Here is a 13,125-nt window from a genome sequence, read left to right on the forward strand (position 1 = left end):
CGGTGACCCTCCGCGCGGCCGCGCCCAGCGACGAGGTCACCCCGGCGCACCTGCGCACCGTGGTCGGCCTGGTGCTGCACCTGGTCCGCGAGCTCGCCGGCGCTGCGCGGCCGGTCGTTCGCGGTGGGCCGACGCCCGGAGCCGGCGGCGGTGCGGGCCGTGCCGCGCACCGAGGCGGTCACCCTCGACCAGGTCGGCGGCCTGCCCGAGGTGGTGGCCCAGTTCCGGGAGGTCGCCGTGTCGTTCCGCCACCCGGACGTGATGGCCCGCTGGGGCGCCCGCCGGCCGCAGGGCATCCTGATGTACGGCCCACCGGGCACCGGCAAGACGATGCTGGCCCGGGCGCTGGCCAACGAGATCGGCGCCGACTTCCGGGAGATCCGCACCCCGGAGATCCTCGACAAGTACCTCGGCGGCTCCGAGCGCAACATCAAGCAGATCTTCCGCGAGGCCCGTCGCTACCGGCAGCCCACCGTGATGCTCTTCGACGAGTTCGACAGCATCATCAGCTACGCCGGCGCGGGCGGGGACGCCGCCAGCCAGGCGGTGAACGCCGTCGCCGGCATCTTCAAGCAGGAGATGAACACCCTCTTCGAGGAGAACCCGGACGTCATCGTGGTGGCCACCACCAACTTCCCGCACCGGGTCGACGCCTCGCTGGTCCGGTCCGGCCGCTTCGACATCAAGCTCGCCATCCCGGCACCCGACGAGTCCGGCCGCGCCGAGATCATCACCAAGATGATCCGCGAGCTGATCGAGCGGCACGAGCGGCCGGGCTTCCGGATGTTCGCCGCCGACGTCGACTCCGCCGAGCTCGCCGCGCTCACCCCCGGTCTGACCGGCGCGGACCTGCGCGAGGTGCTGCGTCGGGTGCAGCTGGCCAAGGCGATGCGGGAGGCCACCGGTGTCGGGCGGGTCGGCCCGATCAGCCAGGATGACCTCCGGGAGGGCGTCGCCGGCCTGCGTCGCGGGTGACCGCCCACCGGCCCATGAGAGGAGACCCGTGTCGTCCACCCTGCTGTCCCGTCGGGACCTGACGTTCCTGCTCTACGACTGGCTCGACGTGACCCGGCTGACCGAGCGGCCCCGCTACGCGGAGCACTCCCGGGAGACCTTCGACGACGTGCTGGACCTCTCCGCCCGGGTGGCCGCCGAGCACTTCGCCACCCACAACCGGGCCGCCGACGCCGCCGAACCCACCTTCGACGGTCGCCAGGTGCACACCATCCCGCAGGTCAAGGCGGCGCTCGACGTCTTCGCCCAGACCGGGCTGCTGGCCGCCAGCATGGACGAGTCGATCGGCGGGATGCAGCTTCCGCACGCGGTCGCCGCCGCCTGCTTCGCCTGGTTCCAGGCCGCCAACATCGGCACCGCCGCCTACCCGTTCCTCACCCTCGGCAACGCCAACCTGCTGCTGGCCCACGGCAGCGCCGAGCAGATCGACACCTGGGTCCGGCCGATGGTCGAGGGGCGGTTCTTCGGCACCATGTGCCTGTCCGAGCCGCAGGCCGGCAGCTCCCTGGCCGACATCACCACCCGCGCCGAGCCGCAGGCCGACGGCACGTACCGGCTGGTCGGCACCAAGATGTGGATCTCCGGCGGCGAGCACGAGCTGGCCGAGAACATCGTCCACCTGGTGCTGGCCCGGATCCCCGGTGGCCCGCCCGGCGTCAAGGGCATCTCCCTGTTCATCGCGCCCAAGATCCTCTTGGGCGCCGACGGCCGGCTCGGCCCCCGCAACGACGTGGTGCTGGTCGGCCTCAACCACAAGATGGGGTACCGGGGCACCACCAACACCCTGCTCAACTTCGGCGAGGGGGTGCACCGGCCGTACGGGCAGCCGGGCGCGGTCGGCTATCTGGTCGGCGAGCCGCACCAGGGGCTGGCGCAGATGTTCCACATGATGAACGAGGCGCGCGTCGGCGTCGGCGCGGGCGCGACCGCCCTGGGCTACACCGGTTACCTGAAGTCGGTCGACTACGCCCGCCAGCGCCCGCAGGGCCGCCCCCTCGCCGACAAGGACCCGACCGTGCCGCAGGTCCCGATCGTCGCGCACCCCGACGTCCGCCGGATGCTGCTGGCGTCGAAGAGCTACGTGGAGGGCGCGCTCGCCCTCGTGCTCTACTGTGGCCGGCTGCTCGACGAGGAGAAGACGGCCCCGGCCGAGGCGGATCGGGCGCGGGCGCACCTGCTGCTGGACATGCTCACCCCGATCGCCAAGAGCTGGCCGTCGCAGTGGTGCCTGGCCGCCAACGACCTGGCCATCCAGGTGCACGGCGGGTACGGCTACACCCGTGACTACGACGTCGAGCAGCACTGGCGGGACAACCGGCTCAACCCGATCCACGAGGGCACCCACGGCATCCAGGCGCTGGACCTGCTCGGCCGGAAGGTCACCATGCAGGGTGGTGCGGGGCTGGCGCTGCTGCTGGAGACGATCGGCGCGACGATCAGCCGGGCCCGGAAGGCCGAGGGGGAGGCCGCCGAGCTGGCCGTTCAGCTCGGCGGCGCGCTGGAGCGGGTCGGCGCGGTGACCCGCCGGCTCTGGGGGACCGGCGAGCCGGAGGTGGCCCTGGCCAACGCCAGCGTCTACCTGGAGGCGGTCGGGCACGTGGTGATCGCCTGGATGTGGCTGGAGCAGCTGCTCACCGTCGAGGCGGCCGGCTCGCCGGACGGCCCGGAGGGTGACTTCCTCGCCGGCAAGCGGCAGGCGGCGCGGTACTTCTTCCGCTTCGAGCTGCCCCGCACCGGACCGCAGTTCGACCTCCTGGCGAGCCTGGACCGGACCACGCTGGAGATGCGGGAGAGCTGGTTCTGACCGTCGGCGTAGCTTGCTGACGGACAGCGGCAGGCGCGGCCTGACGAGGTTCCGGAGTAGCTACCGGCGGTCCTGGACCGATTGGCGCGGCCAGCGAATGCACCTGGGCGTGGCTGATCATTGAGCGGTGATGAACCCTGCCGCGCTGCCGGCCGACCCAGGTGCGTTCTCGTTGGCCGTTCCGCCGCTGTTTGCCGCGCTGGCTCCGGCGCGGAGCATCCTCATCGCCGGAGCGGGCGGGGGGTTCGACGTGTACGCCGGCCTGCCCTTGGCGTTCGCCCTGTGGCGCGGCGGCGCACAGGTGCACCTGGCCAGCCTGTCCTTTTCCCAGCTCGAGTTGATCGACCGGGACGCGTGGGTAGCGGAGCACGTCGCGGCGGTGCAGCCGGATACCACCAGCCCGGACTGGTACTTCCCCGAACGGACGCTCGCCCGGTGGCTGGCGGCTCAGGAGCTGCCGTCGGCCGTGTACGCCTTTCCGCCGCTCGGTGTCCAGCCGTTACGGGCGGCGTACCGGTACCTGGTCGAACAACTCAACATCGATGCGGTGGTGCTGGTCGATGGCGGCACCGATGTCCTGCTGCGCGGCGACGAAAGCGATCTCGGCACCCCGGTGGAGGACATCACCAGCCTGGCCGCCGTGGCCGCACTGGACGTGCCGGTCAAGCTGGTGACCAGTCTCGGCTTCGGCATCGACGCCTACGACGGCGTCAACCACGTCCAGGTGCTGGAGAACCTCGCCGCGCTCGACCGCGACGGCGGCTACCTCGGTGCCCTGTCCATCCCCGGTTCCAGCCGGGAGGCGGCGCTGTACCGCGATGCTGTCGCCGACGCCCAGGCCGCCACCCCGGACCGGCCGAGCATCGTCCAAGGACAGATCGCCGCCGCCACCGGCGGCGCCTTCGGAGACGTCCGGTTTACCCGGCGCACCGGCGGCGGCGACCTGTTCGTCAACCCGCTGATGGCGATCTACTTCACCGTCGACCTCGACAAACTCGCCGCCCGATGCCTGTACCTCGACCGCATCGAGAACACCATCGGCAGGCGACAGGTCATCACGCGCATCCAAGCGTTCCGCGACGAACTCCTCAGCGCACGCATGCCCCGCGCGTTTCCCCACTGAAGGCCCGGACGGCGGCAGATCCGGATCCGTTGGTACCACGGCTGCTCATGGCCATATAGCGGCATCGAGTTCGGATTCCAACGTCTGTCGCATCGTGGATGCTAGGTTCGCCGGCATGACTGTCCAGATCACGGCCGGGCAGTTCCACGCGGCCGACGGTGTCGAGGACTGGCGCTGCCTCTACCACGTGGTTTCGACCTGTTTCCGGACCGGCTCGCTGGCTCGCGGCATCACGCTGGTCGATGAGATCGGGCGACTCGCCAGCGGCGCGGAGCAGCAGCACGTCAACATCGACCTGCGCCATGCCGTTGTCACGGTGTCGCTGTCGTTGCGCGACATCGCGCTGGCCCGCCGAATCTCGGCCGCGGCCAAGGACCTGGGCATCCCCGCCGACGCGAGTGCCGTACAGCTCATCAATGTCACTCTCGACACACTCGTCGGCGCCGACGTGCTGCCGTTCTGGCGGGCGCTGCTCAGTTATCGGCAAATCGGTGACGATTATCTGGCCGACCCGGCGCGCCGAGGCCCGGGCTTCGGGCTGCAGCCAATGGACGCGGCGCGCCCACAGCGTAACCGCATGCACCTCGATATCGCCGTCCCGCATGACCAGGCCGAAGCTCGCATCGCCGCAGCCCTGGCGGCGGGCGGCCAGCTGATCTCTGACGCGCACGCGCCGAAGTGGTGGGTCCTAGCCGACGCCGAGGGCAATGAGGCCTGCGTAGCCACCTGGATCGGGCGCGAATAGCGGACCTCCTCGGGACATACGCCATCACCCGCGATTGCTATCCCCGCACCCGGAAAGCGGCAGACGGTGGGACTACTCGTAGCCGGTGGCGGCGATGATCTCCGCGAACAGGGGCGACATGACGCCCGCAGTGCGCCGAGCGGCGGAGGTCCCGTGAAAAAATCTTCTGGCATAGCGTCGGATCCGGGGCGAGTCGTTCGTAGAACAGGTGACAGGCGGCCGGGGGAGGCCGCCGGGACAGGGGAGTCATGGGATGACGCGGTACTTGATCTCGTTCGATGCCGGCGCGATGGACCACATCCCCGACGAGGAGATGCCCGACGTGGGCAAGGCCTCGCACGCGGTGGTCCAGGAGGCCGTGAACGCCGGCGTGTGGGTGTTCGGCGCCGGACTGGAAACGCAGAGGGCGAGCGTCGTGGCCACGGACGGGATGGTCACCGACGGCCCTTACCCGGAGACCAAGGAGGTCGTTGGCGGGTTCTCGGTGGTCGACGTGGCCTCACGCGAGGAGGCGCTGGCGTGGGCTGCCAAGATCGCCGTCGCTTGCCGCTGTGCGCAAGAGGTCCGGCAGCTCCTGCCCGACCCCGAACAAGACGCGATGCTCCGCCAGGCTGACAGGCGATGGTGACATCCCGACGACGTCTGATCGAGGGAGACCTGCCACGTTAGAGCAAGACTTGCGTGGCCGCAGTTGACGACGCGGGTCTGCGCATCGACCTGAACTGGGAACGCGGGGCGGTCACCCCGGGAATCGGGCGTGGGACGAAGCCCGGTCCTCGGGCCTGGCCGGATCCCCGCAACCAATGATCACCCAGTGGAGCGACAGCCCATCGCGGCGAGTGTGCCCGCTCATCGGCGGATCAGGATGTGTGACCCTGGCGCCTCGGCTGGCAAGTGCGGCGGTGTCAGGTGGCGGTGCGGGCACCGCCAGAATCGACGTGCTTCCGGCGCTGGTACCGGGCCTGCTCTGCCCAATCCGGGCTCATATAGTCGTGCAGTGCACATGGAACCGGTCCGGCAGGCATACGCGTCCGTCGCCGAGCTCTACATCGGGCTGTTCGGTACACGCGAGCAGGTACACGCCGACGACCTCGCCTTCATCGGGCGACATCTGGCGGGCCGACCTGGCACGGTGCTCGATCTGGGTTGCGGGCCTGGCCATATCACCGGTTACCTTCGCTCGCTGGGCGTCGACGCAACGGGAATCGACATGGTCCCCGAGTTCATCGCCCATGCGCAGGCGGCCCATCCGAGCGGTAGCTACGAACTCGGGTCGATGGAAAGTCTCGACGTTGCCGACCACTCCGTCGCCGGCATCCTGGCCTGGGGCTCGTTGATCCATCTGCCGCCGCAAGATCTCGACGGCGTGCTCGCTGAGTTCCGGCGAGTAATGGCTTCGGCCGGGACGTTAGTGCTTGGTCTCTTCGTAGGTGACGAGGTCGCCGCCTTCGACCACAAAGTCGTGACCGCGTATCGCTGGCCCGTCGACGAGTTCTCCGAGCGACTGGCGCGGGCCGGCTTCACGGAGGTTGAGCGCCTGCAGCGGCCCAGCGAAGGCACTCACCGACCGCACGCCGCCATCGCGGCAATCGCGACCGAAGGGTGAACTAGGTCGGCGGGCCTCCATGCTCGCTCATCGGCAGATCCGCGCACACTCAGCGGCATGATGAGCGGACGGTTGGTGGCGTATCCGTGAGATGCCATCCGGACTCGTTGGGCGTCATCCACGGCGCCGACGGGTCAGAAGCTGCTGCCGCTCTGCCGGTCGTCTGAGGCTCCTGCCCGGCGGGCGTGCGATAGGTTGCCCGCCATGACTGAGCTCGGACCCGTCGCCTGGCCACCTGCCCCGATACGGACCGAACGGCTCGTGCTCCGTGAGTCCGAGGCCCGGGACCGTGCGGCGTTCATCGAGCTGTTCGCCTCGCCCGAGGTGGGCACCTACCTCGGTGGCCCTCGACCGCGTGATGAGCTCGAGCGCGCGGTGCCTGAGGTGCCCGGGCGGCGCCCTGGCCTTTTCGTGGTCGATCTCGACGGAGCGACGATCGGCACCATCGAGCTCAACCGGCGCGACGCGGAGCGTCGGAGTCATGTCCGTCCGGATGCCGGGGAGGCCGAGCTCGGCTACCTGTTCCTGCCAGAGGCATGGGGACGCGGGTACGCCGCCGAGGCGTGCGCGGCGGCGCTCGGCTGGTTCGCCGACGCGCTTCCCGGCGAGCCGGTGGTGCTCTGCACCCAGACCGCCAACGACCGCTCGATGCGCCTCGCGGCGAAGCTGGGGTTCACCGAGGTGCAACGGTACGAGGCGTGGGGCGCCGAACAGTGGTTCGGCGTATGGTCCCCGGTCACGCCGCCCGCTTGAGCTCGTGCCCGGCAGCACGATGGATCTACGAGGCCGCCGATCGGTCGTCGGCCTCGGCGCGGCGCTTGACCTAGTGGAGCACGTCGGAAGGGAAGCGTACGGGGATGGGCGTTGTCAGCCGCGCTGCGCGGTGCCGAGAAGATCCAGGGCACCGGGCGGATAAGCCACCACGCCCAACGACTGTTCCCGTAGCGAGCCGCGACATCGCAGACCTACGACTGAGCGGGCGCACGTTGTGCCTACAAGCCTCCGCTGGGGCGACCGAGCGAACGCCCGCACATCGGCAAGATCGGACGCAGGCCTCCGCGAGGGTCTGTCGCGGTGGGTAGCGCTCAGTCGGCGGCAGATCCGTGCACCCGGATCTTCGGGCCAGGCCGGCTATGTTCTGATCTGATGCGCCCCAGCTCTCTCGCGGCTTGCGGGTAGGTTGGCGCGGTGCGGATCGGTGCCTGCCAGACCCGGGAGATCCTCGGTGACGTGGACGCGGCGGTGACGGTCATCCAGGGCTTCGCGGAGCGGGCTGACGCGGCGGGGGTTGAACTGCTGCTGTTCCCGGAGTGCTTCCTGCAGGGCTATCTGGTCACGGGCCAGCATGTGCACCGCCACGCATTCGACGTGCGTTCGACGGAGTTCGCTGCGGTGTTGGCACGGCTGGCCGGCATCCGGCAGATGCTCGTGCTCGGCATGATCGAGCGGTGGCGGCGCCGGTACTACAACACGGCGCTGGTCGTCACGGGCGGTCGAGTGGTAGGCGGGTATCGCAAGACCTTCCTGACCGGCGGAGAGTCGGTGTTCACCGCGGGTGACACCTACCCGGTGTTCACCTACGAGGGTGTGCGATTCGGCATCAACATCTGCTACGACACGCAGTTCCCGCAGGCAGCGGCCGCGGTGGCGGCGGGTGAGGCGCAGGTGTTGCTGGTGCCGGCGCAGAACATGATGCGCCGCGAGAAGGCATTCTGGTGGCAGGCCCGGCACAACGAGATCGGCGCGCGACGGGTCCAGGAGACGGGCATGTGGCTGGTCTCGGCCGATGTCACCGGCGAACGTGACGAGTCCCGGATCGGGCTGGGCCCGACCTGCGTCATTGACCCAGTCGGCCAAGTGGTGGCGCAAGTCCGCACGGGGACGACCGGAATGGCCACCATCGAGATCGACCCGCCGTAAGTCGCCCACCACCGACTTCGCTCCACTCGGCTCGCGACAGAACCCATTAGAAGAGTGCCCCCGGCACAGTCCCGAACTGATATGACGGCAGGCCCGTGGGGGCAGGGCGACCGGCTCCGGGCCTAGCATGCTCGTCGTGCTCGAACTATCGGACGACCTATTGCGGCTGGAGCCCGGTCAGATCGTCTACCTTTCACCGCTGAGGTCATGCCCAGTTGCCGGCACCTGGGCAATCACCGTACCGCTCGTGCCGTTCTCCGCGGCAGACCGTTTCGATCCCGCCACCTTCCGCCCCGGCACTGAGGGACCGGAGATCATCAAGGCGGCCATTGTCGGCGAGTTCATTGATCTGCCCGGCAACGACCTGGCCGCACTGACCGAACGCACCTTCGACTTCCCGATCAACCCGCACCCTGGCTGCATCGATGCGAGCATTTACCTGGGTGGGGGGCACAATCCGGTCGACATCACCCGCATGGAGTTCGGTGCGGCCCGTTCGCAGTACGTCGACGTTGTACTGCACGCCGCGTTCGACTTCACTCAGGAAGGCGTCGAGATCGCGAACAGGTCAGCGGTCTTTCACGCCAACCTCCAGTTCGAGCGGCTCGACTGACCCCCGCCGAAGACCGGCAGGCCAGCCGTACTCAACTCGGCACGACCGGATGCCGCGATGCCCGACCAGCGGCATGTCAGCGCGCCCGGCCTCGATATACACACTTTGCGGTAGACGCCGCGCTGCTCACATGGGAGATGGCTGCCTAAGCTTGATCGGTGCACCGGGTTGATCTGTACGCCCCGGATGGGGGTCTTGGGCTGGTCGTCACCGGTCGCGACATGCCTCATCTGCGGTTCGAGGTCGCGTCTGGCCGGCGCCTGCTGCTGCGTCAACAGGGCCGCGTGGTGCTTCTCGGCAAGGTGCACCGCTGGAGCTACGGCGTGCACGTTTACCGGACCGGCGGCTACCTCTCGCCGCTTCCCGCACTGCGAGCCGATCATGCGCGCCAGGTCACCCACCCCGGCACCGCGGCATGGTTCGACCGATGGGCCCATCAATTCGCCTCCTGGCTAGACGACGCGGAGGCAGGGCCGTTGCACAACGGGTTCTGGATCCTCCGACCCCGCACGCTGCCGCCCTACTGCCTTCGAGGCGACCTCACTGAGGACTACCCCGCCGCCTACCTCGACTGGTTCGGCGAGGGCTGGAACGGCGTGCTGCCCCTGCGCCAGCTACCCGATGCCGAGGTCGCCCGCGTTATGGCCTACCGCAGACAGGCCCGCGAGCAAGTGCTTCCGCCGATCCTGCTGTGGTCCGTGAGCGGTTTCGACGGCTACCTTCTCATCGATGGACACTGCCGTCTGGCCGCAGCCCTCGCCGAGGGCATCGAACCATCCGTCCTGGTGTTGGCCATCGGCTCGGATCCCGAAACCGACCAGGAGGGGCTGGACCAGGCCGCCACCGGCCATATCGAACTGATGGACCGAGTGAACGAGCAGGCTGTGCGGCAACGCCACGATGCGCGGCGGGCCGCCGATGCTCTCACACGTCAGTTCGCCGCCGCGTGCGCTGGCCTGCCAGGAGAGGGAAGGACCCGGGCATGGCCCCTAACGGGCGGCATGTGGGCCTGGGAACAGCAGGCCGCAAGCGTGGCACGCGGCTGGTTGGCGGAGGTGGAGGAGGAGTAGCGCCGATCGGCGCTCGCTCTGCGGCACGTGCGGGCGCTGTCGGCCAGGCGCTGGCAGCTGACAGGGTCGCTGCACCGGCCATCTGGCCCGCGGTCGAGAATGACGTCCCGTGAGCGACTTCTACGTTTCGTTGATTCCGACCGACGTCAATTGGCAGCCGACCAGCAAAGCCGCCGCCGAGGCCGAGGCCTATGTCCGGCGAGTGTTTCCCGACCCGGACGGCGTCCAGCAGGACGTCACAGTCGAGTTCTACGACCGGATCACCGCGGTCGACGCTGGCGAGAACATTCAGCGGATCACGTGCCCGCGCTGCGATCACGACATCCCGCTGGACTGGTACGAGGACCTTATCGAGCAGACCGAGGGCGAGTTCGACAGCCCGAATGTGACGGTTCCGTGCTGCGACACGGCAGCCGGGCTGGACGCCCTGAAGTTCGACTGGCCCAGCGGCTTTGCTCGGTTCGAGATCGCAGTCGCCAACCCGGTTCGCGGGGAGTACGAGTTCACTGCCGATGAAGCCGGCGCGGTCGCGGCCATCCTGGGCCATCCGCTCCGGCAGGTCCTCGCGCACATCTAGCTGGCGAGCCGCTTGCACTGCATGCCGCCTTGCATGAGCGGTCCGGCTGGCATAGCCACCATCGAACAGCTCCGCACAAGCTGCGTTGATCAACCTCGTCGGGCTCGCAGTCGCCAGGACCGACGATCGCAGCCGGGAAGACTTCCACCACTCGCGGTGAACGCCAACGCACTCAACTCGGCAGAAATGGACGCCCGAGGAGCCGACGACAGTTCCAACGCCAAGTGGTCTGCGCGAGTCGTGAGGGTAGGGGAGTGATGTGCCCGGCGTAGACCGTGACGCGGCCCAGAGCTTCGCGGTGTACCGTCCGAATGGCGGCTCGCCAGGGTGTGGACTGGCTCCGCAGTCCCAGTCCTGCACCTGGGAAGCAGGCGAAGCTATGGCTAGAAAGACCGACACGATCGGTGCCAGGATCCGGTACTGGAGGATGCGCCGTAGCGGGATGAGTCAAGCCGTCCTTGCTGGCCTCGCGGGCGTCAGCCAGTCGTACCTCTCGCAGGTCGAGTCCGGTCGTAAGACCGTTGACCGTCGCTCCACCCTGGTGGCCGTTGCCGCTGCCCTGCAGGTCACAGTGGCCGACCTGCTCGGTCAGGGCACGGAACCCGGCGACCCGGCCCGGGAGCGCGCCGCCGAGTGTGTGCCGGCGATCTGGTCCGCTCTCATCGAGATCGAGGACGGCGAGCGTAGACCGTTGACCCGGACCAGGGATGAGCTGGCCGCCGACATCGCGCGCGGCGAGCAGCTCCGCATCCGCTCCAACTATCCGGCGATGGCCCGGCTGCTCCCGGGTCTTCTGTTGGAGGCCGCCGCAGTCGAAGGGACCGTACTCGTTCAGGTGGCGTACCAGGCTTCGACGTGTCTGCGGCATCTCGGATACCGGCATCTGGCGCTCAACGCCGCGCGGGTCGCGGTGGCCGCCGCCGAGGACGTCGAGGAGCCGGCGTGGCTTGGGGCGTCGCGGTTCGCGTACGCGCAAAGCCTGCCGATCGAGTCGGCGCCACTGGCCGCCCGGGCCGCTGACCGCTCGCTGGCTGAGCTTCAGGCCGCTGCCGCCGACGAGCGAGTGCGGCAGATGCTCGGTCAGTTGCACCTTGCGGCAGCGTTGACCTCGACGGTGAGCGGGCGACCGGACTTGGCTCGCGACCACCTCTCAGAGGCGGCCCGCGAGGCGGCGACCCTCGGGGATCCGCCGGACGGTGACGGGTTCAACGGCTGCGGCTTCGGACCCACGAACGTGAAGTTGTGGGAGATGTCCATCGCGGCGGAGCTGGGTGAGCCCGGCCGGGTGATCGAGCTGTCCCGGACTGTGCGGCCGCAGGTGCTCGCCGCGTCGAATCGCCAGATGTCGTACTGGGTCGACCTCGGTCGTGCGCTGGCTGAGTCAGGCCGCCGGGACGCTGAAGCGTTGGCGGCGTTCGTGCGGGCGGAGCAGGCGGCGCCGGTGCCGTTTGCGCTGAACCCCCTTGTCCAAGACGCGGTCGTGGCGATGGCACAGCGGGCGAAGCGGCGCGCGGTCCCGAACGAACTGCGGTTGCTGGCCGGTCGGTTGGGCATCAGCCTGGCGCCATAACCAACGGTAATTCCGTCATCACCAGTCGGCCCTACTGTCCGATTCGGAGGAGGCAGTCGCCTCCCTTGGCCGGGTGCGGCGGAGCCACGTTTCCTCACGGGCTGACCGTTCGCGCCCCTACCAGCGGAGGTAGGGATGGGCGGTCGGAACGACGCCGCCAGGCAGGGCACGGGCCAGCAGATCGAGGCGACTGAGCAGGAGGCGGCGAAGCGGCGGCTCCTGGCCTTAGCCGAGGCGGACCGGATACCGGTCGGCGAGATCACTCGGGCGGTGCCGGACCGGCGGTGGCGTGCCGCCACCAGCAGCGCCACGTGTGATGGCCTCTCGGTACCACGCAGAAGCGGGGTCGCGTACGGGGAATTTCTGCTCGCCGTCGCGCTGACCCTCGCCCGGCGTCACCGGCCGGTGTGGTCATGGCGCAGGTGGCGGCGAATCTGTCGCTGCGGAGCCGACCTGCCCTGCCGTGCCCGCCACCGGATTCCGCTCAGTCGTGGGTACTGGCCGACGGAGGACGAGCAGTGAGGCAAAAGCAGCAGATCCTTGGCGTACATCTGCGCGGCCTCGACGGGATGTGCGTCGGCTGCCGGGCGTGGTGGGCGCGGTTGACTCCGTACCGGTGCTGGCAGGTGGAGTGGGCGGCCAGGCGGCAGGCCCGGGCCATCACCGCGCGTTTCCTGGGGGTTGGCGCGTGACCACCCACTGCCCGGTGCTGCCCATTTGGAGCTGCGGCGGCTGTGGCGCGCCGTGGCCGTGCCCGACCCGGCGGCAGGAGTTGCGGGCGGAGTTCGCGGACGCACCGGTCTCGCTGGCGCTCTACATGGGAGCGCAGCTCGTCCGCGCCACCGCGGATCTGACCTGGGCGCCCGCCGGCACGCTGCATCTGCGCTTCCTCGGCTGGCTGCGGTGAGCATCCTTCGAGCCGGCGACGACAAGTTCCACTACTGCGACGGCTACCACCGGTGGATCCCGCCGGACCCCGACTACGACCAAGAGGTCTGGGACGAGCAGGTCCGTCAGCACAAGCTGGGCCACCTGAGGAACGAGCTGCCCCCGGTACGCCTCCAGCGCCTCTGCTGATCCGGC

Annotated in this window: 14 protein-coding genes; all 14 read left to right on the forward strand. The window is 69.2% G+C overall.

Annotated features, from left to right (window positions below; all coding sequences use genetic code 11):
- Positions 1-159: 159 nt before the first annotated feature.
- The 14 genes from DKL51_RS29430 (at position 160) to DKL51_RS35340 (ending at position 13,119) form a co-directional block, all read left to right on the forward strand.
- Entirely contained in the window at positions 160-975 is an 816-nt protein-coding gene (locus DKL51_RS29430; protein ID WP_311768090.1) for an ATP-binding protein, read from the forward strand.
- 28 nt (positions 976-1,003) lie between these two features.
- Positions 1,004-2,818 (forward strand): acyl-CoA dehydrogenase, encoded by a 1,815-nt coding sequence (locus DKL51_RS29435; RefSeq protein WP_165823193.1) that lies wholly within the window; start codon positions 1,004-1,006, stop codon positions 2,816-2,818.
- Between the two features lie 130 nt (positions 2,819-2,948).
- Positions 2,949-3,941: a DUF1152 domain-containing protein gene (locus DKL51_RS29440; protein ID WP_109946229.1), complete on the forward strand. Its 993-nt coding sequence runs from the start codon at positions 2,949-2,951 to the stop codon at positions 3,939-3,941.
- Between the two features lie 115 nt (positions 3,942-4,056).
- Complete coding sequence (locus tag DKL51_RS29445) at positions 4,057-4,686, forward strand: 4a-hydroxytetrahydrobiopterin dehydratase family protein (protein ID WP_109946230.1); 630 nt, start codon at positions 4,057-4,059, stop codon at positions 4,684-4,686.
- Positions 4,687-4,939: 253 nt separating this feature from the next.
- Entirely contained in the window at positions 4,940-5,314 is a 375-nt protein-coding gene (locus DKL51_RS29450; protein WP_109946231.1) for a YciI family protein, read from the forward strand.
- A gap of 369 nt (positions 5,315-5,683) precedes the next feature.
- Positions 5,684-6,292, forward strand: coding sequence for a class I SAM-dependent methyltransferase (locus tag DKL51_RS29455; protein ID WP_185734958.1), 609 nt, complete (start codon positions 5,684-5,686; stop codon positions 6,290-6,292).
- A gap of 204 nt (positions 6,293-6,496) precedes the next feature.
- Positions 6,497-7,045: a GNAT family N-acetyltransferase gene (locus DKL51_RS29460; protein ID WP_109946232.1), complete on the forward strand. Its 549-nt coding sequence runs from the start codon at positions 6,497-6,499 to the stop codon at positions 7,043-7,045.
- A 435-nt stretch (positions 7,046-7,480) separates the two neighbouring features.
- Positions 7,481-8,212, forward strand: coding sequence for a carbon-nitrogen hydrolase family protein (locus DKL51_RS29465; protein ID WP_124812818.1), 732 nt, complete (start codon positions 7,481-7,483; stop codon positions 8,210-8,212).
- Between the two features lie 136 nt (positions 8,213-8,348).
- A complete protein-coding gene (locus DKL51_RS29470) occupies positions 8,349-8,825 on the forward strand; it encodes a hypothetical protein (protein WP_123809718.1) in 477 nt (158 codons plus the stop codon).
- A 158-nt stretch (positions 8,826-8,983) separates the two neighbouring features.
- A complete protein-coding gene (locus DKL51_RS29475; protein ID WP_124812820.1) occupies positions 8,984-9,895 on the forward strand; it encodes a hypothetical protein in 912 nt (303 codons plus the stop codon).
- A gap of 109 nt (positions 9,896-10,004) precedes the next feature.
- Positions 10,005-10,472, forward strand: coding sequence for a hypothetical protein (locus DKL51_RS29480; RefSeq protein ID WP_124812822.1), 468 nt, complete (start codon positions 10,005-10,007; stop codon positions 10,470-10,472).
- Between the two features lie 379 nt (positions 10,473-10,851).
- Positions 10,852-12,042, forward strand: coding sequence for a helix-turn-helix domain-containing protein (locus DKL51_RS29485; RefSeq protein WP_124812824.1), 1,191 nt, complete (start codon positions 10,852-10,854; stop codon positions 12,040-12,042).
- Positions 12,043-12,730: 688 nt separating this feature from the next.
- Entirely contained in the window at positions 12,731-12,949 is a 219-nt protein-coding gene (locus tag DKL51_RS29500) for a hypothetical protein (protein WP_109946239.1), read from the forward strand.
- Positions 12,946-13,119, forward strand: a complete 174-nt coding sequence (locus tag DKL51_RS35340; RefSeq protein ID WP_165823194.1) for a hypothetical protein — start codon at positions 12,946-12,948, stop codon at positions 13,117-13,119. Before DKL51_RS29500 ends, DKL51_RS35340 begins: the two co-directional genes overlap by 4 nt.
- Positions 13,120-13,125: the final 6 nt, after the last annotated feature.

Origin of the sequence: Micromonospora globispora (assembly GCF_003857015.1) — a bacterium.
In the GTDB taxonomy this organism is placed as follows: domain Bacteria; phylum Actinomycetota; class Actinomycetes; order Mycobacteriales; family Micromonosporaceae; genus Micromonospora; species Micromonospora globispora.

Excerpts from the sequence above, each read along its gene's own strand:
- DKL51_RS29485 (WP_124812824.1), top strand. The coding sequence starts at position 10,852 with ATGGCTAGAAAGACCGACACGATCGGTGCCAGGATCCGGTACTGGAGG.
- DKL51_RS29440 (WP_109946229.1), top strand. The coding sequence starts at position 2,949 with ATGAACCCTGCCGCGCTGCCGGCCGACCCAGGTGCGTTCTCGTTGGCC.
- DKL51_RS29445 (WP_109946230.1), top strand. The coding sequence starts at position 4,057 with ATGACTGTCCAGATCACGGCCGGGCAGTTCCACGCGGCCGACGGTGTC.
- DKL51_RS29450 (WP_109946231.1), top strand. The coding sequence starts at position 4,940 with ATGACGCGGTACTTGATCTCGTTCGATGCCGGCGCGATGGACCACATC.
- DKL51_RS29460 (WP_109946232.1), top strand. The coding sequence starts at position 6,497 with ATGACTGAGCTCGGACCCGTCGCCTGGCCACCTGCCCCGATACGGACC.